This window comes from Mesorhizobium koreense, from assembly GCF_031656215.1.
GTDB classification, from domain to species: domain Bacteria; phylum Pseudomonadota; class Alphaproteobacteria; order Rhizobiales; family Rhizobiaceae; genus Mesorhizobium_L; species Mesorhizobium_L koreense.
In genome coordinates this window covers 2,553,237-2,572,887 of sequence record NZ_CP134228.1, presented here as the reverse complement: position 1 = coordinate 2,572,887, position 19,651 = coordinate 2,553,237, and the positions used below count along the sequence as shown (strand labels likewise).

Annotated in this window: 20 protein-coding genes and 1 tRNA gene; 5 read left to right on the top strand and 16 right to left on the bottom strand. The window is 63.6% G+C overall.

All coding sequences use genetic code 11. The annotated features are described in order from the left end of the window. Positions 1-11: 11 nt before the first annotated feature. From RBH77_RS12220 to RBH77_RS12180, 9 genes are all read right to left on the bottom strand, one after another. On the bottom strand, positions 12-962 hold the full coding sequence (locus RBH77_RS12220; RefSeq protein WP_311027864.1) for a tetratricopeptide repeat protein: 951 nt from the start codon (positions 960-962) through the stop codon (positions 12-14). Then, positions 959-1,417 (bottom strand): cytochrome c-type biogenesis protein, encoded by a 459-nt coding sequence (locus tag RBH77_RS12215; protein ID WP_311027863.1) that lies wholly within the window; start codon positions 1,415-1,417, stop codon positions 959-961. The genes RBH77_RS12220 and RBH77_RS12215 overlap by 4 nt, the downstream gene beginning before the upstream one ends. Further along, entirely contained in the window at positions 1,414-1,974 is a 561-nt protein-coding gene (locus RBH77_RS12210) for a DsbE family thiol:disulfide interchange protein (RefSeq protein ID WP_311027862.1), read from the bottom strand. The genes RBH77_RS12215 and RBH77_RS12210 overlap by 4 nt, the downstream gene beginning before the upstream one ends. Beyond that, complete coding sequence (locus tag RBH77_RS12205; protein ID WP_311027861.1) at positions 1,971-3,974, bottom strand: heme lyase CcmF/NrfE family subunit; 2,004 nt, start codon at positions 3,972-3,974, stop codon at positions 1,971-1,973. The genes RBH77_RS12210 and RBH77_RS12205 overlap by 4 nt, the downstream gene beginning before the upstream one ends. Beyond that, positions 3,967-5,466: a MocR-like pyridoxine biosynthesis transcription factor PdxR gene (gene pdxR / locus RBH77_RS12200; protein WP_311027860.1), complete on the bottom strand. Its 1,500-nt coding sequence runs from the start codon at positions 5,464-5,466 to the stop codon at positions 3,967-3,969. Before pdxR ends, RBH77_RS12205 begins: the two co-directional genes overlap by 8 nt. Before the next feature lie 82 nt (positions 5,467-5,548). Further along, complete coding sequence (gene haoB / locus RBH77_RS12195; RefSeq protein WP_311027859.1) at positions 5,549-6,556, bottom strand: hydroxylamine oxidation protein HaoB; 1,008 nt, start codon at positions 6,554-6,556, stop codon at positions 5,549-5,551. A 21-nt stretch (positions 6,557-6,577) separates the two neighbouring features. Further along, on the bottom strand, positions 6,578-8,281 hold the full coding sequence (locus RBH77_RS12190; RefSeq protein WP_311027858.1) for a multiheme c-type cytochrome: 1,704 nt from the start codon (positions 8,279-8,281) through the stop codon (positions 6,578-6,580). Positions 8,282-8,515: 234 nt separating this feature from the next. Then, positions 8,516-8,591: transfer RNA gene (locus RBH77_RS12185), tRNA-Lys, on the bottom strand. Between the two features lie 82 nt (positions 8,592-8,673). Next, on the bottom strand, positions 8,674-9,591 hold the full coding sequence (locus RBH77_RS12180; RefSeq protein WP_311027857.1) for a PhzF family phenazine biosynthesis protein: 918 nt from the start codon (positions 9,589-9,591) through the stop codon (positions 8,674-8,676). A 121-nt stretch (positions 9,592-9,712) separates the two neighbouring features. Here RBH77_RS12180 and RBH77_RS12175 point away from each other — a divergent pair, with 121 nt between their 5' ends. The 3 genes from RBH77_RS12175 to RBH77_RS12165 are packed head-to-tail and all read left to right on the top strand — an operon-like array spanning position 9,713 to position 12,951. Then, complete coding sequence (locus tag RBH77_RS12175) at positions 9,713-11,014, top strand: efflux RND transporter periplasmic adaptor subunit (RefSeq protein ID WP_311027856.1); 1,302 nt, start codon at positions 9,713-9,715, stop codon at positions 11,012-11,014. Continuing rightward, the gene (locus RBH77_RS12170; RefSeq protein WP_311027855.1) at positions 11,015-11,743 is read left to right on the top strand and encodes an ABC transporter ATP-binding protein; all 729 of its coding nucleotides are present in this window, start codon (positions 11,015-11,017) and stop codon (positions 11,741-11,743) included. It begins immediately after the preceding gene. Beyond that, positions 11,743-12,951, top strand: a complete 1,209-nt coding sequence (locus RBH77_RS12165; protein WP_311027854.1) for an ABC transporter permease — start codon at positions 11,743-11,745, stop codon at positions 12,949-12,951. Before RBH77_RS12170 ends, RBH77_RS12165 begins: the two co-directional genes overlap by 1 nt. A gap of 246 nt (positions 12,952-13,197) precedes the next feature. Here RBH77_RS12165 and RBH77_RS12160 read toward each other — a convergent pair whose 3' ends face one another. Both RBH77_RS12160 and RBH77_RS12155 read right to left on the bottom strand, forming a co-directional pair. Further along, a complete protein-coding gene (locus RBH77_RS12160) occupies positions 13,198-13,920 on the bottom strand; it encodes an NUDIX hydrolase (RefSeq protein WP_311027853.1) in 723 nt (240 codons plus the stop codon). Between the two features lie 14 nt (positions 13,921-13,934). After that, positions 13,935-15,047, bottom strand: a complete 1,113-nt coding sequence (locus RBH77_RS12155; protein ID WP_311027852.1) for an endonuclease/exonuclease/phosphatase family protein — start codon at positions 15,045-15,047, stop codon at positions 13,935-13,937. Between RBH77_RS12155 and RBH77_RS12150 the strand changes: the two genes are divergently transcribed. Together RBH77_RS12150 and RBH77_RS12145 are read left to right on the top strand one after the other, a co-directional pair. Further along, entirely contained in the window at positions 15,046-15,276 is a 231-nt protein-coding gene (locus RBH77_RS12150) for a hypothetical protein (RefSeq protein ID WP_311027851.1), read from the top strand. The two genes, RBH77_RS12155 and RBH77_RS12150, sit on opposite strands and share 2 nt — an antisense overlap. Before the next feature lie 12 nt (positions 15,277-15,288). After that, positions 15,289-15,723 (top strand): BA14K family protein, encoded by a 435-nt coding sequence (locus RBH77_RS12145; protein ID WP_311027850.1) that lies wholly within the window; start codon positions 15,289-15,291, stop codon positions 15,721-15,723. Positions 15,724-15,771: 48 nt separating this feature from the next. Here RBH77_RS12145 and RBH77_RS12140 read toward each other — a convergent pair whose 3' ends face one another. The 5 genes from RBH77_RS12140 to plsX all read right to left on the bottom strand — a co-directional run bounded on the left by RBH77_RS12140 (position 15,772) and on the right by plsX (position 19,649). Beyond that, positions 15,772-16,062 carry a PilZ domain-containing protein gene (locus tag RBH77_RS12140; protein ID WP_311027849.1) on the bottom strand — a complete coding sequence of 97 codons (291 nt, stop codon included), beginning with the start codon at positions 16,060-16,062 and terminating at the stop codon, positions 15,772-15,774. 80 nt (positions 16,063-16,142) lie between these two features. Next, complete coding sequence (locus RBH77_RS12135; RefSeq protein ID WP_311027848.1) at positions 16,143-16,931, bottom strand: DeoR/GlpR family DNA-binding transcription regulator; 789 nt, start codon at positions 16,929-16,931, stop codon at positions 16,143-16,145. Positions 16,932-17,086: 155 nt separating this feature from the next. Further along, on the bottom strand, positions 17,087-17,413 hold the full coding sequence (locus RBH77_RS12130; protein WP_311032519.1) for an integration host factor subunit alpha: 327 nt from the start codon (positions 17,411-17,413) through the stop codon (positions 17,087-17,089). A gap of 172 nt (positions 17,414-17,585) precedes the next feature. Further along, positions 17,586-18,557 carry a beta-ketoacyl-ACP synthase III gene (locus RBH77_RS12125; protein WP_311027847.1) on the bottom strand — a complete coding sequence of 324 codons (972 nt, stop codon included), beginning with the start codon at positions 18,555-18,557 and terminating at the stop codon, positions 17,586-17,588. A 12-nt stretch (positions 18,558-18,569) separates the two neighbouring features. Continuing rightward, positions 18,570-19,649, bottom strand: coding sequence for a phosphate acyltransferase PlsX (gene plsX / locus RBH77_RS12120; RefSeq protein WP_311027846.1), 1,080 nt, complete (start codon positions 19,647-19,649; stop codon positions 18,570-18,572). Between the last annotated feature and the right edge of the window lie 2 nt (positions 19,650-19,651).

Here is a 19,651-nt window from a genome sequence, read left to right as displayed (position 1 = left end):
CCGGCTCCTGCCTATTTGGGTGGGAGTTGTTGATGTTCGGGAATGTCGAGGCGGTCGAGAAGGCTCGACACCGCCTTGGCCGCCTCGGGGATCTTGGCGACAAGCGGCTGGAGCGCATGCAATTCCTTGCGGGCCTCGTCGATATGGCCTTCCATGACGAGGAACAGGCTGTGGTACCAGCGCGCCTCGGGCAGGTCGGGCTGTGCCGCAAGCATCTCCGCGACCATCTTCTTTGCCTCGGTGAGATCGGCCGGATCGGAACTGCCGAGCGCCGTCTCGACGAAAGTCAGCTTGAGCCTCATGTCGTCCGGAAAGGCCTTGATGGCCTTCGGCAACAGCGCCCGCGCATCGGCGTCCCGACCGAGCGCGCGGTAGCTTCTCAGAAGCATCGCCGCATCCTCGGGCGTATAGTCGCCGCCGTTCACCCTTGCCTCCAGTCGGGCGACCATCGCGCCAATATCCGGCGCGCCGTCGGCTCCGAGGGGCATGCTCGCACCGCCCTTAGCGGCATTTACCGGCATTTCGCCATTCGCATGCGGCGAGCGCGTCCTGTCGATGTCGCCGAGCGAGGCGAAGGCGTGCACGCCATAGGTCGCAGCCATGACCAGCACGGCTGCGGTTGCCGCAACGGGCAGTCTTATGCGGCGCGCGGTCTCCGCTGCCACCGGCGTCAGGCCTTCGCGCGCCCGGCGCAGCCTGACGAGGGCGTGGTCGGCGTCTGCCGCCAACCGCGCCGCGATGGAGGAATGCGCAGCAGCATCGACACGGCCTTCCGCGAGCGCCAGGTCGTTTTCGCGCAATTGCGCGGTCAGCCTGTCCTTTTCCTCCTGCCAGCGGCGGATCGGACTATCATCCTCCAGCCCCCTGCCGAGCGGCTCGTTGCCGCCTTTACGGAACAACGGGCTTACCGTCAGCGCGACGACAGCGGCGCAGAGAAGAAGCGAGACAAGGGTGACAATCATAGTTCGAGCCCCTTCAAATGCTGTTCCGTCAACGGGCTCTGTCCAGATGCGGTAGCATCGAGCATGCCCGAAGCGCGTGTGCTGCGGCGAAGCAGGAGAAGATAGGCCCCGCCGCCGGCAAGAAGCAGAAGGAGGGGCGCGGCCCAGACGAGGCCGCCATACCCCGAAGCCGGCGGCGAGAGCATGACGTAGTCGCCGTACCGGCTGCGGAAGAACTCTACGATCTCGGCCTCCGAGCGTCCCTCTGCGAGTTGTTCGCGCAGGATCGTCATCATCTCCTTTGCCGTGCCCGACTGGGAATCGAGGATGTTCTCGCTCTGGCAGACCGGGCATCTGAGCTTGACCGCGATCGCCCGCACCGTCTCTTCCTGCGCGGCCTCCGTGCGGAAGGAAGCGGGCTCGGCCGAGGCCGTCAGCAGCAGGAAAGCGGCCAACAGGAAGGATAATCTGGTCATGGCTGCGCTCCGATGAGCGCGAGGTTCTTCGCGATGGCCTCTCCGGTCAGCGGACCGACATGCCGGGCGCGCACGATGCCGCCCGCATCGACGAAATAGGTTTCCGGCATGCCGTACACGCCAAAGTCGATGCCGGTGCGGCCGCGCCCGTCGACACCCGACGGGTAGGGGAAGCTCCCGTGCTTTTCGAGATAGGAGAGCGCGGCCGAGCGGCCGTCGCGATAGTTGATGCCTACCATCGAAAAGCTGCCGGAACGGGCGGCCTCATTGCCGAGCGCGATGAGGACCGGATGCTCTTCGCGGCACGAGACGCACCATGACGCCCAGAAATTGACCACGAAAGGCTTGCCAACAAGTTCGCTGGAGGCGACCTTGCCTTCGCCGGAAAGCTTCGCCAGTTCGAATGCGGGAATCTGATGCCCGACGACCATGGACGGGATGAAGGACGGGTCCCTGGTGAGCCCGATGCCGAGCAGGAGCGGTATGGCAACCACCGCGCCGCCGAGCAGCCATTTCCAGCGCGGCGCGGCGCGCATTTTCGCAGCGAGCGCGGTCATTCCGCCGGTACCCCCTCGATCCCCGTCGCCGGCACCGCGCGCGGCGCGCGTTTCCGTCTCGCGCTGGAAAGCGACAACAGCGCGCCGAAGGCGACGACCAGCCAGCCAGTCCATATCCAGTTCACCAGCGGGTTCCAGTAGCCGCGGATGACGATGCCGCCTTCCGCCGTCTCGTCGCCCGCCACCATGTAGAGATCGCCGGCGAGCGAGGAACGGATGGCGATCTCGGTCGTCGCCATCGAGCGCACGCGGTAGAAGCGCTTCTCGGGCCGCATTTCGGTGAGCGGCACGCCGTCTTTCGAGACGCTGAGCGCCGCGGCGCGGCCGCTATAGCCCGGGCCGTTCGCGTCCTCGACGCCGCGCAGCGTGACGACGTTGCCGGCAAGCTCGAAACTGTCGCCCGGCTTGAGCGACACGGTGACGGCGGTCTGGAACAGACCCGACGCGATGATACCTGCGCCGATCAGCGCGATGCCGAAATGAACGATCAGCCCGCCATAGCGCCGCCGGCCGATGGCAAACGCCCGCGCCGCTGCAAGCCATAGCGGCTCGCAGGTGGTTCGTTGCCGTGCTACGACGCCGGTGACGACATCGACGAGGGTCGCGGCGGCGGCAAAGGAGACGGCGAGGATCGCCACGGCAGTCAGCGCGTTGTGAACACCGAAGGCGAGCGTAACGACGAGGGCGAGGACTGCCGCCAGCACCGGGACCCTGAACCCGATCGCGAGCCGTCGCGGGTTCATCCTGCGCCATGGGATCGACGGACCGATACCGAGAAGGAACACGACCGCAAGCATCAGCGGCACGACGACTTTGTTGAAATAAGGCGCGCCGACGCTCAGGCGTTCACCGGAAACGGCTTCCACGAAGAGCGGGTAGAGCATGCCGACGAAGACCGTGGCGGCGGCAACCAGGAGCAGCACGTTGTTGGCAAGGATGGCGCTTTCGCGCGACCAGGCGCTTTCCACCAGCGTGTCCGCCGAAAGCCGCTCGGCGCGCAGAATGATGAGGCCATAGCCGACCAGCATCACCATGGTGAGGAAGCCCAGCATGTAGGCGCCACGTCCGGGATCGACGGCGAATGCATGGACGGAGGTGAGCACGCCGGAGCGCACCAGGAAGGTGCCGATCAGCGTCAGCAGGAAGGTGGTGACGACCAGGAATACGTTCCATGTGCGGAAGAGGCCGCGCTTGTCCTGCGCCATCATCGAATGGAGAAGCGCGGTGCCGGTGAGCCACGGCATCAGCGAGGCATTCTCGACCGGGTCCCAACCCCAATAGCCGCCCCAGCCGAGTTCGTAATAGGCCCAGAAGCCGCCCATCAATATGCCGCTGGTCAGCATCGTCCAGGCGAACAGTGTCCAGCCCCTGACCACCCTCACCCATTCCGTGCCGGCCTGCGTGCGGATGAGCGAGGCGAGCGCGAAGGCGAACGGGACCGCGAAGCCGACATAGCCGAGATAAAGCACCGGCGGATGGAAGACGAGGCCGGGATCCTGGAGCAGCGGATTGAGATCCTGCCCCTCGCTGAGCGGCGGGGTCATCGTCAGGAATGGATTGGACAAGAAGACGATGAAGGCGAGGAAGCCCAACTGAACTGTCGCCAATGTCGCGATCACCCACGGCATGGAAAGCGGATGGTCGCGGAAATGCAGCCAGGCCGCCACCGCCGACAGGATGGTCAGATACCACAGCCACAGCATGAGCGAGCCTTCATGCGCCCCCCACATCGCCGTCAGCCGGTAGATCATCGGAAGCTGCGAACTGCCGTTCTGGGCGACATAGGCGACGGAGAAATCGAGCGTCGCGAAAGACCAGATCAGCATTACGCAGCCGAAACTCACCAGCGCGACATTGGCGTAGAGCACGTTGCGCGCCGCACGCAGCCTTGCAGGCGCTCGGCCCGTGACCGACAGGACGGCCTGGACCACCGCATAGACGCTCAGCACCAGGGCGAGGCACACCGCGAGCTGGCCGAGCTTTATCAGCGAGTCAACCATTGACGAGGACCCTTTCCTGCGCCGCCGCGATCTCGGCGAGTTTGGCCATCGCGGTTCGGATATGCTTTTCCGGCAGCGCCGCGTAGCCGAAGAGCAGCGTGTCGCCGGCGCGCGGATGGTCAGGCGAAATGAAGGCACCGCCCTTTCCGGGCGTGTAGATGCCGACGCCGCGCTGAGCCGCTTCCTTCTCGATCTCCGGTGCGGGGCCGAAGCGGCAGGGCACGCGAAGCGACAGATGCATGCCGCCGCGCAGGCCCTTTATCTCGGCATCGCCGAAGCTTTGTCTGAGCGAGGCAGCCACGAGGTCGCGCCGCGTCTTGTAGATGGCGCGGATGCGCCTGAGGTGGCGGATGAAGCCGCCATTGTTCATGAACTCGGCCATGGCCGCCTGTTCCAGCCACGGAGTTCCGTTGCTGGCGAGCGACTTCCACTCGCGGAAGGAGCGCGCGAGAGACGGCGGCGCCACGATGAAGCCGAGGCGCAGGCCGGCGGCCAGCGATTTGGAGAAGGTGCCGACATAGAGCACGCGCCCTCCCCGATCGAGGCCGCGCAGCGCGGTCAGCGGCGCGCCCTCGTAGCGGAAGTCGCCGTCATAATCGTCCTCGATGATGAAGCTGTCGGTACGCGCCGCCCATTCCAGCAATTTCAGCCGCCGCTCCAGCGACAGCGTCACGCCGAGCGGGTACTGATGCGAGGGCGTGACATAGAGGAGGGAGCGTCTGGTTTTCGGCAGGCGGTCGACATCGATGCCGTCATTGTCGACGGGCACCGGCTGCATGGAAAAGCCGCAGCTCTGGAACAGGAACCGCGCCCCCTGATAACAGGGGTCCTCGTGGACGAAAGTCCTCGCATAGCCGGCGAGAACGCGTGAAATCAGCGACAGCCCGTCCTGCGAGCCATTGACGATAATGATGTGTTCCGGGCTAGCCGAGACGCCGCGCGCCGGTCCTATGTGGTCGGAAATCGCCTGGCGAAGCTCCGGCAGCCCCTGCGGGTCCTGATACTCGGCGAGCCGGGCGCCGCCATAACGCACCTTGGCATCGAGGATGCGCCGCCATTCATTGGCCGGGAAGGTCGACGCGTCGGTCCTGCCGACCCAGAAATCGAAATCGAGCTTGCCGCGATTGGGGCTGATGACCATCTGTGCGCCGACGCCGCAGGAGAGCGGGTGCGTATCGCCGTAATTGTCGTTGGCCTGCTGTTCGGCCTGTCCGGACTGGGACGTCGCCGCCATCACGCGCTCAGGCAGGTCCGAACTCACGAAGGTTCCGACATTGGGGCGGCTTTCGATATAGCCCTCGCTGAGCAACTGCTCATAGGCCAGTATCACCGTGTTGCGCGACACGCCGAGCTGTTCGCTCAGCGACCGCGATGCCGGTACAGGATCCCCGCTACGCAGCTTGTCGTTCAGGATCAGTTCCCTGATCTGGTCGAACAACTGGCGTTGCAGCGTGCGCGTATCACTCGGATCGATCGACAGCACGACCTGCATCTCGAGCCCCTCCTGGTCCCATAGACTATCTTAAATCCGATAAATCCATGAGTCCGGAGTTCTGCAAATCCCTGGTGCCGGGTCAGCCCGTCCGCACGGCGGAAATCCTGTAGACCCAGTAGCCGCCGTTCTGGAAAACGAGCGTGGCGCCCGGCACCAGCCCGAGGTGGGCCGAGTTGAAGGGCAGAAGCTGGCCGAGCAGCGAGGACTTGTCCCTGTCGGCGGCCAGATAATAGGCGCGCACCGCGTTCTCGTCGCGCGGGATCACCGCATAGGCGGCATAGCCTTCCTTCTCGATCCAGCCCTTCACCAATTTGGTGGCGCCGTGCACGTCGGCGGCGCTCGGAAAATCGCGCAAGCCCACCGACAATTTGTCCGGCGCGGCCACCCCGATGTCGAAGGCGTCCCTGACATGCAGGATGATGTAGCTCTCCGCGCCTCCGGCCATGACCTGAAGATGAGCGATGCCGTATTTGTCTTCCGCCGTAAGCGCGTCCAGCAGACCGGCGAACGCCTTGTCGGCAGTCTCGTCTTCCGCTTCCGGGCGCCATTTGCGCTCAGCTTCGAGGATGGCCGCCCGCGCGCCGGTCCAGGGTGCCGGCAACCGGATCGTGGCGCTGTCATCGGCGGTCGCGAGCGGATATTCGGCCGTTGTCATCGCGGCAAGGCGGCGCGAGAGGGCCGGCATCGCGAAGACCGTGCTTTTCGCCGGCAGGTGTTTTTTCAGCGCCGCGACCAGCGCCTCCTCTTCCTTCACCGAAATATCGGATCGGATGAGCGGCTCCCCGACTTTGCTTTGCCAGCCGACGAGGATTTCCTTCCCGTCGGGCAGGTCCAGCACCTCGCCAGCCACGAGCAGCTTGCTTGTCTCAAGCGTCTTCATCTCGATGGTGCGTGCTTTTGCGCCCTCGATATTCCCCGCCAGTGCGGCCGCCGCATCCGACGGCTTGTCCGCCGTCGTCGCGTAGCTGTAGGGGAGCGGCTGGTTGCCGGCCTGGAAAGCGGAGGCCGCCAGCAGACCGCCGGCGACCAGCATCACGGCGCCCAGCCCGATGGCGAGGCCTGTGCCGAGGCGGAGACGCCGGGCCATCTGCGCCCTCCCCGCTCTCGTCTAGCGCTTCCGCCTGCGGCGAACCGCCGGCAGGAGCAGGAGCCCGAGGCCGAGGCCGGCGAGGCCGAAGCCCGCACCGCCGGCCGCCGCGCGCTTCGTCGGCGTGTCGAGATCGAGCCAGCCCTGCTTGCCCTTTGCCTCGAGCGCCTCGACGCGTGCCTCAAGGGCGGCCTTCTCGCGAAGCTGGGTGTCGGCGTCCTTGATGCGCGCCAGGCTGCGGATCAGCTTCGACCAGCCCTGGGAGTAGGTGAATCCGCCGGGATTCACATGGGCGAGGCCCTTGAAGTGCTGCATGATGTGCTGCTCCCACATCTGGGCGAACTCGTAGTCGATCGCCGTCGGGAAGTTGCCGGCCGAGAAGAACAGGCCCGCGAACGCACCGGGGCTGTCGGCATCGGGCTTGGGCGGCGCGGGGCGGTTGGTGGTCTGGCCGACGAGCAGCTTGTCGTCATAGAGCTTCTGCATGACGCCGCGTGCTTCCTTGACCAACTCGATGCCCTGCTTGGTGCCGCTGTCCATCATGCCCAGATAGGACGTGGCGAAGGACGGCGAATGGCACTGCGTGCAGGTCCCTATCCAGGCTTCCTTGCGCTTCTGGAACCACGGATCGTTGAGATTGTCGGCGATCTCGGGCTTCGGCTCGAATCCCCAGCGGACCTTGCGCACGAGGTTGTGGCTGTACTCGCCGTTGAATTCCATGTGGCAGGTCTGGCAGGTCGGGCCGACCTGGCCGCCTTCGCTGAACGCCTTGGCGAGCGGCTTCTGCCAGTCCCAGGTCGAACCTTGAGTCTGGTAGACGACGCCGTGCTTCGACAGCATGAAGGCCTCGAACTCGTTATGGTCGACACCGTTATGGCACGTCGAGCAGGTCTCCGGCTTGCGCGCCTCGACGGCCGAGAATTCATGCCTGGTGTGGCAGGAATTACAGGTGTTCTGCATGGTGTGGCACATTGAGCAGCCGTCGGCGACCTCGCGCTGCGACATGCCGGCCCAGATCGCCGTTTCGACATTCGCCTGCCACGACAAGGCATGCGAAGGCCGTCCGTCCGGCCATTGCTTCTGCGGCCAGCTTTGCGTGTCGCGCTCCGATTCGCGCTCGGCGAACTGCTTCAGATGGCATTGGCCGCATGCCGCCGCGTCGGGCATGTGCAGGTCGGTTTTATGATTGCCGGCTTCCTTGCCGACACCCATGTGGCAGTCGATGCAGCCGACCTCACGCAGTTTCTCGCCTTGCGGCAACAGTCCCATCGAATGGAGATTGTTCTCCACGCCGGTGATCAGTTCCTGCTTGTAGGAGCGTGAATCTTTCGCCGGCAGGCCGCGGATCTCGTCGAGATTGCCGTGAACGCTCTTCTGCCAGGAATGCACCCAGCCGGGTGTGACGGAGGTGTGGCACTCGACGCATTCGGTGCGCTTGACCTCGAAATCCATGTCGGGAGCGACGTAAAGCGTCTTCGGCTCGAGATAGCGGGTGAAAGGGGTGGGCTCCCAAAGATCGGCGAAGGCGCCTTTGCCGTGGCCCTGCTTGGGATCGTAATAGCGCTTGACGATCGCGTCGTAGACTTCCTTCGGCGTCGCATCCTTGGAGAGCTTCAGTGCCTTGTAGAGTTCGTCGGGTATTTCGGCACGGGCGAACTGGGTCGCCGACAGCACGAAACAGGACAAGATAATCGCAATTGCGCGGCAGAGCAGACGTCGAGACATCGGGCGCAATCCCCCATTGATGATCGCAATGGTCGCAGGATATGCGAAAGCCGCTCCCGGCCCTTAGGTCCGACACATGAGAAATCGATGGAGCCGCATCAACCGACTAAGCGCCCCTTGGGTCGGCAATTGCCGGCTATGTCTATTTCCTCGGGACGCGCGGTACACCGCGTGCTCAACGCTCATCGGCCTAACGGCGAATGGTTGCTAAACGTTATATCAAAGAGAAAAAATTGGTGGGTGATACAGGGATCGAACCTGTGACCCGCTGATTAAGAGTCAGCTGCTCTACCAACTGAGCTAATCACCCACCGCGCGCCGAGAGGCGCGGGTCGGCGCCGATATAGCCAGTGCGTTCGGACCTGTCCAGCCCTTGCGAAAATTTCCGGCGTTCAGGCGAACAATGTTCCTTCGGCTATCCTGACCGCATGCCCACCGATACGGGCTGCAATCAGCCGATCGCGCTCGACATCGAGTTCGAGCCTGATTTTCGAGGGCCGCCCCATCTCGACGCCTTGTTCGATCAACAGCCGGGTCGAACCATCCGGCGGCGCGTCGAAACGCATGACCGCTCCGGCGAAGGCCGCCGCGGCGGAGCCCGTTGCCGGATCCTCCGGAATGCCTTCATGTGGCGCCAGCATGCGTGCATGGAAAGAAGCCTCGTGCCCCACCGTCTCGCGGCAATAGATGTAGGGTGCGGCGACGAGATGACCGACATGCGGCGCGAGATTCATCCAGGCATCCACGTCCATCCACGCCTTCGCGGCGGCGTCCAGCCCGCGTACCGGCACCGTCACATAAGGCACGCCGGCGGACCAGGCATCGACGCGATGGTTCTCGAACCCTATTTCCTGCGGGTTGAGATCAAGCGCCGCCGCCACCAGTTCGGGAACGACCTCGAAGCGAACCTTCTCCGGCAGGCGCGGCAGGTCGAACTCGGCGAAAGCCGCGCCCTTGCCGCGCCAGACCGCGCAGCGCACCGGGCCGACGGCTTCCTCGATCACAAGGATTTCCGTCCCTTCGGCCGCCGCTTCGAGCCCCCGCTCCTCGGCGAGCGCGACCGCCGCGCCGACTGTCGGATGACCGGCGAAAGGCAGTTCGATGCTAGGCGTGAAGATGCGCATCGCCGCCGAATGGGCAGGCTTTTCGGGCGTGCCGACAAAGACGGTTTCAGATAGATTGAACTCGCGGGCAATCCGCTGCATCGCCGTCGTATCGAGCCCATCGCTGTCGAGCACGACGGCAAGCGGATTTCCGGCAAGCGGTTTGTCTGCGAAGACATCGTAAACCTTGTATCGGCGCTTAATCACGCGGTCATCTCCGGTTCAGGTGGGTATCGCTATATCATGGACGAAACTCAGGTTGAAAATCGGATATGCCGGTAAAGCCTCAATCCCGCCGAAAAGGCAGGCAGCAGGACAGGAAACGATAATGGACCAGACGGTGGAACGGCCGACGGTCGAAACGCCTTCCAGCACAGGCATCGAGGAGTCGCTGGGGTTGGACATAAAGAGCCGCAGCCATGAGCGTCGCCGCAAATGGACGCTTTGGGGTGCGATCCTGCTTCTGGCCCTCGCGGGAATCGGCATCTGGCAATGGTTCGACCAGGCGCCGGCAAAGATCGTCTATACGACGGAAGCCGCGGCCACTCGTGATTTGACCATCAAGGTATCGGCCACCGGGACGCTGCAACCGCTGACGCAGGTCGACGTTTCGAGCGAGTTGTCGGGCGTGGTGCGTTCCGTCTCTGTCGAGGAAAACCAGGAAGTGAAGAAGGGCGACGTGCTCGCCGTCCTGGACAAGGCGCGCATCCAGGCGCAGATCGAGGGAGCGAAGGCCTCGGTGCAGGCCGCCCAGGCGCAGGTCGAGCAGGCCGCGACGACCCTTGCCGATACGAACCGCACGCTCGAACGCACGAAGCAGCTTGCCGCGAAGGGCATGGCAGCGACGCAGGCGCTCGACACGGCAACGGCCGACCGCGACCGTGCCGCCGCCGCCCTCTCCGTCGCCAAGGCCAACGTCGCGGTGGCTGAGGCCAACGAGAAGCTTCAGGAAACCGACCTCGCCAAGAGTACGATCTATGCGCCCATCGACGGCGTCGTGCTGACGCGTTCGGTCGATCCCGGCCAGACCGTGGCCTCGTCGTTCTCGGCGCCTGTGCTGTTCGTCATCGCCCAGGACCTGAAGAGCATGCAGTTGGAAGCAGCGATCGACGAAGCCGACATCGGCAAGGTTGCCAAGGGCCAGACCGGGCATTTCACGGTGGACGCCTTTCCCGGCCAGGATTTCGACGCCAAGATCAGCGATATCGCTTACGCCTCCGTCACCACCGACAATGTCGTGACCTACCAGGCCAAGCTCGACGTCGACAATTCAAAGCTCCTGTTGCGCCCCGGCATGACGGCGGCCGTCGATATCTTCACGCGACAGGCTAATGGCGTACTCACCGTGCCCAACGCGGCCTTCCGCTACAGCCCCCCTGCCCCGGAGGCCGGTTCCAGCCGCGGCTTCAGCCTGCGCGATCTCTTCATGCCGCGCTTCCGTCGCCATCGCGATCGGGCGGAACCGCCTGCCGCGGCGGACGGGACCCGCGCCCTTTACGTGCTGCGTGACGACCGACCGCACAAGGTCATGGTGAAGCCGGGTGATACGGACGGCGAATTCACCGAAATCCTCTCGGGGCTGAAGGAAGGCGACAAGGTCATCACCGTCTCTTCGCGGCAGGGGAGCTAGATGATGCTGCAAAGATCCCCTCTCCCCGAGCGTGAGACACTGATCCGCTTCGAGAAGGTATGGAAGAGCTACGGCCAGGGCGAAGCGCAGGTGCATGCGCTGGCCGGTGTCGACCTCGCCATCGCGCGCGGCGAGTTCGTTGCGATCATGGGTCCATCCGGCTCCGGCAAATCGACCTCGATGAACATCATCGGCTGCCTCGATACGCCGTCGAGCGGACGCTACGATTTCATGGGCGTCGATGCCGGGCGGCTCGACCGCGGCCGCCGCGCGATACTGCGCAATCTCTATATCGGCTTCGTTTTCCAGGGCTACAATCTGCTCGCCCGTACGACCGCCGCCGAGAATGTCGAGCTGCCGCTCGTCTATCGCGGTGTGCCGGCGCGCGATCGGCGCGAGCAGGCCATGGACGCGCTCGCCAAGGTAGGCCTCACCGGTCGCGAGAAGCACACGCCGGCCGAGCTTTCGGGCGGCCAGCAACAGCGCGTCGCCATTGCACGCGCCATCGTCACCGAGCCGATGCTGCTCGTCGCCGACGAACCGACCGGCAATCTCGACACCGAGCGCACGCATGAGATCATGGACCTTCTGACCGAACTCAACCGCGAGCGTGGGCTGACTATCGTCATGGTGACGCACGAACCGGACGTGGCCGAATATGCCGACCGCTCGATCCACTTCCTGGACGGGCATATCGTGCCCGCCGTCCCTTCCCGCGAGGTGGCGTGATGCTCCTGGAAACGATCCGCCTGGCGCTGCGTTCGGTGAAACGCAACGCGCTTCGCTCCTTCCTCACCCTGCTCGGCATCGTCATCGGCGTCGCCGCTGTCATCGCCATGATCACGATCGGCTCCGGAACGACCGAGAAGGTCAAGGCCGACATCTCCAAGCTCGGCAGCAATTTGCTCGTCGTGCGCTCCGGCGCGCCCTCGAGCCATGGCGCCGCGCGCGAGGCCGCTCGCCCGCTCGGCACGAAGGAACTAGCAGCGCTTTCAACCCAGCTATCCGGTGCCAAGGCCGTCTCGGCGGCGTCGCAGATGCAGGTGCGTGCCGTTTTCGGCACCGACAGCCTGACGACCGGCGTGACCGGCACCGACGCCGCTTATTTCACGGCACGCGACTGGAAGATCGTCGAGGGCCGTAATTTCAGCGAAAGCGAGGCCCGCACCGGCGCCGGCGTCTGCATCATCGGCAACACGGTGCGCAAGCAGTTCTTCGGCGCAGGCAACCCTGTCGGCATGGCGTTCCGTGTCGGCAAGATGAATTGCAAGGTAATCGGCGTGCTTGAGACGAAAGGCTTTTCCGGCTTCGGCACGGACCAGGACAACGTCGTCATGATGCCGCTCCCCGGCTTCCAGCGCCGCATTTCCGGCAACCGCAACATCGACACGATTTACGTGTCCGCGGCGCCCGGCGTCACCACCTCGGCACTTCAGGACCAGATGGAGACGCTGCTTCGCGAAGTCAGGCGCATCGCGCCCGACAAGGAGGACGATTTCACCGTTCGCGACATGACGCAGATCGCCGACGCCATGGCGAGCACGACGGCCGTGATGACCGGCATGCTCGGCGCGGTGGCGGGCGTGAGCTTGCTCGTTGGCGGGATCGGCATCATGAATATCATGCTGGTTTCGGTGACCGAGCGTACGCGCGAAATCGGTATTCGCCTCGCCATCGGCGCTCAGGAAAAGCACATCCTCGTGCAATTCCTAGTCGAGGCGACGGTGCTGTCGCTGCTCGGCGGCATCATCGGTATCTTGATCGGCCTCGGCCTTGCCGGCGCGGCCTCCGCGAGCATGTCGATCCCCTTCGTGCCCAGCCCCGCAGTCATCTTGCTGGCAGTCGGCTTCTCGGGATTGATAGGCATGGTGTTCGGCTTCTTCCCGGCGCTGCGCGGCGCCCGCCTCGATCCGATCGACGCGCTCAGGCACGAGTAATGCCAAAGGCTCCGATGTTGGCCCATGGCTACGATAGTGCGTCCTTCGAGGCTCGCTCCGCTCGCACCTCAGGATGAGGGAGGCAGCGTTGACCCTCCCTCAAGCGTTAATTTCTGGCAGGTTTCTGGGCTTCAATATGCTCGATGGAATGGTTCAGAACTTGGGATGACGACCACCCACCTCCCTCATCCTGAGGTGCGAGCGGAGCGAGCCTCGAAGGACGCACCCAAGCTGAACGCCTTTCCGTCAGCGCTCCACCGGATTGGCGAAATGCCACTCGATCAGAGACGGGATGTGCAGTGCCATATCGGCCGGCAGGTCGCGCGGACCGCGGACGATCACCGGTCCTTCGATCTCGGGCTCTTCCTCGGCCGCCACGAAAGCACGGATATGTTCGGCGACGGCTTCTGCCGGCTCGTCCAGATAATAGCGGCGGAAGATGACGCTCGCACCCTCCGACGAGCGCAGATGATAGATTGGATCGCGTTCGCAATCGGATAGGTCCATTCCGGTTTCCTCGCGAACCTCACGGGCCATGTTGAGGTCGATGTCGGCCATGTCAGCACGAAAATCCTGCGGTTCGAAAGAGCCGGCGGCGAAATAGGCTCGGCCCGCATTCACCGTATGGCCAGCCATACGGATGAGGATCAGCGCATTGTCGCTGGTCACCGGCATGGCATGCGCATAGGCGTGTTCGGCCGAGCCGAACGGCCGGGTCTTGCGCCAGAGCATGAAGGTGGCGAAGCGGACGGCGTGGCACAGCCCGTCGAGCCTGCCGTCGCCATAGGTGAGGCTGGACAATAGCACGACTTTGCCGTCGAAGAGCGCCGGGTTGGCGGCGGTTTCGGCCCGCCAGTTCTCCTCGATGGCAGCGGCGTTTTCTTTCTCGAAAGGGTGCGGGCCAGGATCAAGCCAGACCATGGCGGAGCGGACCGGCACGATGGCGTCGCGAGGCAAGTCGAAAGGCATGGGTTTCCTTGCTCTCAGACGACGTCGAGCGTCACGGCCACCGGACAATGGTCCGAGGCCTTTGGGCGGTCCCAACCGGTGCGCGGATAGCGCTCGACTTCCTGGCCGGGCGGGAACGGCGTGCGCCAGGGCTGACCGGCGCGGATGATGTCGGGGATTGCCGAGGCGTTTGCGCGCGCAAGTGCCGGCGAAAGGCAGATATAATCAAGCTGGCACAGATGCCGCTCCTCCGGACCGCGCGTGTGATAGAGCGTCCAGCGGTCGAGAGCCGGCCTGCGCGCCACAATATTCTCGCCGAAGCCCCCTTCCAGCAATATGTCTACCGAGGAGACAGCCTCTTCCGCCGGCGTGAACGTGTAACCGGCTACATCGTCGCCACCGATGACCAGCCTCTCGCGATAGTCGTTGAAATCGCCGCAGACCGCCCAGTTCTTTCTCGCCGTATGATCGGTGCCGAAGCGGCGTTCGATGATCCGCCGCACCGCTTTCGCTTCGGCGATGCGGACAGGCATGGTCGCCTCGCGACCGGGAATCCCATTGCGAAAGCCGCCCATCGATTTGAGATGAACGAGGTAGAGTGTCAGCGGCCGCCCGCCTACCCGCACATCGACTTCCAGGCAGTCCCGGCGGAATATCCGGTCCTGCGGCTGGATGTTGAGTTCGGTAAGTCCCGGCAGGTAGAGGTCCATCTCCTCGAAAGTCAGCGTGGCGTGGCTGGTCATCCTGACGAACTCGATCGGCTGGCCGTCGTGTGTTTCCGGTCGCATCAGAAGCGCCACATCGATGCCGCGGCTGTCATTGCCCGGCGTGATGACCTTCTGTCGGTAGCCGCTGCCGATCATCTTGAAGAGATAGCCGTATTCGAATGCCTTCAGCGCTTCCAGATTGTCGACTTCCTGAAGACACAAAATGTCGGCGCGGGTGGCCGCGATCGCCAGCGCTGACAATTGCCTTGTATCGTCTGCAGTGGCGACGGCGCGCGCTTGCTCGAGCAGCTTGTATTCAGCCTCGTCCTTTATTTCGTAGAGCGCCAGACTACGGTCCTGATGCAACTCGTTGCGGTAGCCCGAGAAATCGAACCGGTTCATCAGGTTTTCGATATTGAAGGTGGCGAGGCGCAAGGACATGAAGTCGAATTCCGTCTTTTACCGTCGAATAGGATGCAGTTGCCCGCAGGCTTGTCAGCGGCTCAAGAACCTGTTCCAGCAGCCAAACATTCGCCGCCTTGGCAACTTTTGGACACGATTCGCGTTCAAGAACAGCCTTACCCATATTCCCGCGCGACAGGCAACTTCCGCGCGCAAGGCAGCTCAAGAGGCTCTCGAAGCCGAGAATATGGCAGAAGGGCGCTTTTGAAGGAGATGTGTCATGAAAAGGTTCATGGCCCTGGCCTGCTCGGCGGCACTGGCGGCGGGCATGCTTGCGGCAACCGGCAACGACGCTTCCGCGCGCGACTGGCACCATCGCGGCGGATGGCACCATGGCGGCTGGGGAACGGGCGCGGCAATCGGCGCCGGCATCCTGGGAGGGGCGATCATCGGCAGTGCGCTGGCGGGTCCGTATTACGGCTCGTATTACGATGATCCGTATTATGATCCCTATTACAGGCCCTACTACGGTCCGCGTGTCGTTTATCGGCCTCGCGTGATCTATCGGAGCCGCCCCGTCTATCGGTCGGCCGCGCGTATCAGCGATGCCCATGTCGAGTGGTGCTACGATCGCTATCGCTCGTATCGGGCCTACGACAACACGTTCCAGCCCTATCACGGGCCGAGGCAGCAGTGTTACTCGCCCTATGATTGATCAAGCGTGGCCGGCCTGCGTAGGCGGTCGGCCACTTACCGTATCGTCTCAGGCGAAGGAGACACCGACGGAGTCGGGCGAGCGCCAGCGGACGTGCGCCTCGTGCATTTGCTGATCGCCGGCGATCTTCAGTTCGAAGACGGCCGGAACGGCCGATGTGTCGCCGAACGTCAGCTTCGCCCCGTTTTCGGACAGGTTGCGCACGACGCATTCGAATGCGCCATATCCCTTGTTGAAGCGGATGATCGCTCCCTTCAGCACGCGGCGTCTCGGCTGTGACTTGCGCTCGGCGTGATCCGTCCTGGGCGGGCTTTCGGTAATTTTCTTTCTGGCAACCATCACGAAGCACTCCTCTTTGTCGGAGTTGCGATGCGATTTCCATGCCAGAGCAGATGTCCCGGATTGAAACAGCCAGCGGCTTAATCCGCCTCGGCCATTCCGCTTTCCCGCACGGTCTCGATCAGCCGCACATCCGCATCCTCGCAGATGCGGCGGATCGCAGGGATATCGCAGCGATCCGTGATGAAGGTGTTCACCTGCGAGAGATGCCCGATGCGGACAGGCGCAGTGCGCTCGAATTTAGTGGAATCCGACACGAGGATGACATGGCGCGCATTGGCGATGATTGCCTGCGCAACCTTCACCTCGCGGAAATCGAAATCGAGAAGTGCGCCGTCATGATCGATCGCCGAAGTGCCGATCACGGCATAGTCGACCTTGAACTGCTTGATGAAATCGACCGCCGCCTCGCCGACGATGCCGCCGTCCGAACCGCGCACGACGCCGCCAGCGATCACCACCTCGATAGAGGGATAGATACGCATCCGATTGGCGACGTTGATGTTGTTGGTGATGACCATGAGACCGCCATGGTCGAGCAGCGCCTTGCCGACGGCCTCGGTCGTGGTCCCGATATTGACGAAAAGCGAGGAATTATCCGGGATGAGACGCGCGGCAGCCTGCCCGATCGCCTCCTTCTCGTTGGCGGCGATCTTGCGCCTCGCCTCGTATTCCATGTTCTCGATACCGGCCGGAAACAGCGCCCCACCGTGGATGCGGGTGAGCAAATGCTGCTCGCAAAGCTCGTTCAGGTCTTTGCGGATCGTCTGCGGGGTAACGCCGAAATGGGAAGCCAGCGCCTCGACCAGCACCCGGCCATGGTCCTTCGCCATCTGCACGATTTCGGTATGCCGAGGCGGCAGATACATGGCTGACGTCCTCCCCTTTCGTTTTCTGTCCTTTATACGGCAAAACGAAAGGGAGCGAAAGCAGATAGGATGCCGATAGTGAGCCGCAGCGACAGATGCTCAATCGAAGGCATCCCGAAGTCGCCGTTGAATTCACCGATGGAGAACGTAGGCGGCTATTGGCTGCCGCCCTTGGCTTTGCCGTCCTTGTGGGCGCTCAGGATGCGCTGCTTGAGCACGTTCGACGCCTTGAAGGTCATGACCTTGCGCGGGAGGATGGGAACTTCCTGCCCGGTCTTGGGGTTACGGCCGATACGCTCGTTCTTGCCGCGAACCTGGAAGGTCGCGAAAGAAGACAGTTTGACTGTCTCTGAGCGGACAATCGCATCGCATATCTCGTCGATGACCATCTCGACCAGTTGCGCGGATTCTGTGCGGGAAAGTCCGACCTTACGATAAACAGCTTCGGCGAGGTCGGCTCGCGTCAAAGTCTTTGCCCCCATCCGACCACCTAACCGTGCTGAAACATGAACGCCGCAAAAAGAAGAACGGACGTTAAGAAATCGAACCCGGAAGGTCAAGGACTTAGCTTGGAACTTGGCTTGGGCCCGTGATCCGGAAAACGCTGCCACGGGACCGATAGCCATCGGCCTCGAAACGTTTCGTGTCCGTGAACTACCAGCGCAGCAGCACCGCGCCCCAGGTGAAGCCGCCGCCCATCGCTTCCAGGAGAACGAGATCGCCCTTCCTGATCCTGCCGTCGGTGACGGCGGCGGTGAGTGCGAGCGGCACGGACGCGGCCGACGTATTGCCGTGGCGGTCGACCGTCACGACCACCTTCTCCTCCGCGATACCGAGTTTTTTAGCCGATGCGTCGATGATACGTCGATTTGCCTGATGCGGCACGAACCAGTCGAGTTCCTCGGCGGTGATGCCGGCCTGCCGGAAAACGTCCTCGATCACGTCGGTGATCATGGCGACCGCATGTTTGAAGACCTCGCGGCCCTCCATGCGCAGATGGCCGACGGTGCCGGTAGTGGACGGTCCGCCATCGACGAAGAGCTTTTCCTTATGCACGCCGTCGGAACGCAGGCTCGCCGCCAGGATGCCCCGATCGGCGATCGCCCCCTGCCCTTCCGAAGCCTCCAGGACGACGGCGCCGGCACCGTCTCCAAACAGGACGCAGGTGCCGCGGTCGGTCCAGTCCAGGATGCGGGAGAAAGTCTCCGACCCGATGACAAGCGCCCTCTTCGCCTGCCCGCCACGCAGGTAGAGGTCGGTCGTGGTGACGGCATAGACAAAGCCGCTGCAAACCGCCTGCATGTCGAAGGCGAAGCCGTGCCGCATGCCAAGCCGCTCCTGGATCTCCACCGCGGTGGCCGGAAAGGTGTTGTTCGGCGTCGATGTTGCCAGAACGATGAGGTCGATGTCGGCCGGCGTGAGTCCGGCATTGTCCAGAGCCGCGCGCGCCGCAGCCTCTCCGAGTGATGCCGTCGTCTCGTCGGCGTCGGCGATACGCCGCTCACGGATGCCGGTACGCTGCGTGATCCACTCGTCCGAAGTATCGACGATCGCCTCGAACTCGGAATTCTTCATCGAGCGGCGCGGCAGGGCGCAACCGACGCCACGCACGATGGATCTGATCATGGTGCAAGCATCCTAACCGGCATGACGCGCCGTACCGGTCGCCTCGTCCATCGGCGCGGCGGCCGCAATTTCGGGTTGGCCACCATGGAAAAGCTCAAGATCGCGCCGGATACGGCCGAGAAGGTCGCGCCTTGCCATGTCGTATGCCAATTCCACGGCGGCGGCAAAGCCCTCGGCGTCCGTGCCGCCATGGCTCTTCACCACAAGGCCGTTCAGCCCCAGGAACACGCCGCCATTCGTCTTGCGCACATCCATCTTCTCACGCAACCTGTCGAACGCGCCCTTGGCAAGCACGTAGCCGATGCGGGCGAGCAACGTCCGGCTCATGGCCGCACGGAGATACTCGGCGATCTGCCGCGCCGTGCCCTCCGCCGATTTCAGCGCGATGTTGCCCGAGAACCCCTCGGTCACCACGACGTCCACCGTACCCTTGCCGATATCGTCGCCTTCCACGAACCCCCGGTACTGCATCGACTTCATATCGGCCTCGCGCAGGAGGCGACCGGCTTCCTTCACCTCTTCCTGGCCCTTGATCTCCTCGACCCCGATATTCAACAGCCCGACGGTCGGTCGCTGGATATCGAAGATGGACCGCGCCATCGCCGCGCCCAATATGGCGAAATCGATCAGTTGGCGCGCGTCGGCTCCGATCGTAGCGCCGACGTCGAGCACGATGCTTTCGCTGCGCAAATTCGGCCAGATCGCCGCGATCGCCGGCCTGTCGATCTCCGCCATGGTACGCAGGCAGAATTTCGACATCGCCATCAGCGCGCCGGTATTGCCGGCGGACACGCAGACTTCGGCTTCCCCGTCCTTGACCGCCTCGATCGCCTTCCACATCGACGATTTCCAGCGGCCATGACGCAGTGCCTGGCTGGGCTTTTCGTCAGAGCCGACCGCGACCTCGCAATGCACGACCTCGCTGACAGCCTTCAGCCCCGGCATGGTCTCCAGAAGAGGGTCGATCACTTCCCGGCGCCCGAAAACGACGAACCGGATATCGGGCCGGCGCTCCACGACCTTCTTCAACCCAGGCAGCACCACGCCGGGTCCGTGGTCGCCTCCCATGGCGTCAATGGAAATCCTGGTCACGC

What these genes read in the sequence shown, in the direction of transcription:
- RBH77_RS12190 (WP_311027858.1), bottom strand. Translation starts at nt 8,281, where the DNA reads ATGTCTCGACGTCTGCTCTGCCGCGCAATTGCGATTATCTTGTCCTGT.
- RBH77_RS12140 (WP_311027849.1), bottom strand. Translation starts at nt 16,062, where the DNA reads ATGGTTGCCAGAAAGAAAATTACCGAAAGCCCGCCCAGGACGGATCAC.
- RBH77_RS12145 (WP_311027850.1), top strand. Translation starts at nt 15,289, where the DNA reads ATGAAAAGGTTCATGGCCCTGGCCTGCTCGGCGGCACTGGCGGCGGGC.
- RBH77_RS12205 (WP_311027861.1), bottom strand. Translation starts at nt 3,974, where the DNA reads ATGGTTGACTCGCTGATAAAGCTCGGCCAGCTCGCGGTGTGCCTCGCC.
- RBH77_RS12220 (WP_311027864.1), bottom strand. Translation starts at nt 962, where the DNA reads ATGATTGTCACCCTTGTCTCGCTTCTTCTCTGCGCCGCTGTCGTCGCG.
- RBH77_RS12135 (WP_311027848.1), bottom strand. Translation starts at nt 16,931, where the DNA reads ATGTATCTGCCGCCTCGGCATACCGAAATCGTGCAGATGGCGAAGGAC.
- RBH77_RS12125 (WP_311027847.1), bottom strand. Translation starts at nt 18,557, where the DNA reads ATGATCAGATCCATCGTGCGTGGCGTCGGTTGCGCCCTGCCGCGCCGC.
- pdxR (WP_311027860.1), bottom strand. Translation starts at nt 5,466, where the DNA reads ATGCAGGTCGTGCTGTCGATCGATCCGAGTGATACGCGCACGCTGCAA.
- RBH77_RS12165 (WP_311027854.1), top strand. Translation starts at nt 11,743, where the DNA reads ATGCTCCTGGAAACGATCCGCCTGGCGCTGCGTTCGGTGAAACGCAAC.
- RBH77_RS12215 (WP_311027863.1), bottom strand. Translation starts at nt 1,417, where the DNA reads ATGACCAGATTATCCTTCCTGTTGGCCGCTTTCCTGCTGCTGACGGCC.
- haoB (WP_311027859.1), bottom strand. Translation starts at nt 6,556, where the DNA reads ATGGCCCGGCGTCTCCGCCTCGGCACAGGCCTCGCCATCGGGCTGGGC.
- RBH77_RS12160 (WP_311027853.1), bottom strand. Translation starts at nt 13,920, where the DNA reads ATGCCTTTCGACTTGCCTCGCGACGCCATCGTGCCGGTCCGCTCCGCC.
- RBH77_RS12170 (WP_311027855.1), top strand. Translation starts at nt 11,015, where the DNA reads ATGATGCTGCAAAGATCCCCTCTCCCCGAGCGTGAGACACTGATCCGC.
- RBH77_RS12175 (WP_311027856.1), top strand. Translation starts at nt 9,713, where the DNA reads ATGGACCAGACGGTGGAACGGCCGACGGTCGAAACGCCTTCCAGCACA.
- RBH77_RS12130 (WP_311032519.1), bottom strand. Translation starts at nt 17,413, where the DNA reads ATGGGGGCAAAGACTTTGACGCGAGCCGACCTCGCCGAAGCTGTTTAT.
- RBH77_RS12150 (WP_311027851.1), top strand. Translation starts at nt 15,046, where the DNA reads ATGAAGTCGAATTCCGTCTTTTACCGTCGAATAGGATGCAGTTGCCCG.
- RBH77_RS12210 (WP_311027862.1), bottom strand. Translation starts at nt 1,974, where the DNA reads ATGACCGCGCTCGCTGCGAAAATGCGCGCCGCGCCGCGCTGGAAATGG.
- RBH77_RS12155 (WP_311027852.1), bottom strand. Translation starts at nt 15,047, where the DNA reads ATGTCCTTGCGCCTCGCCACCTTCAATATCGAAAACCTGATGAACCGG.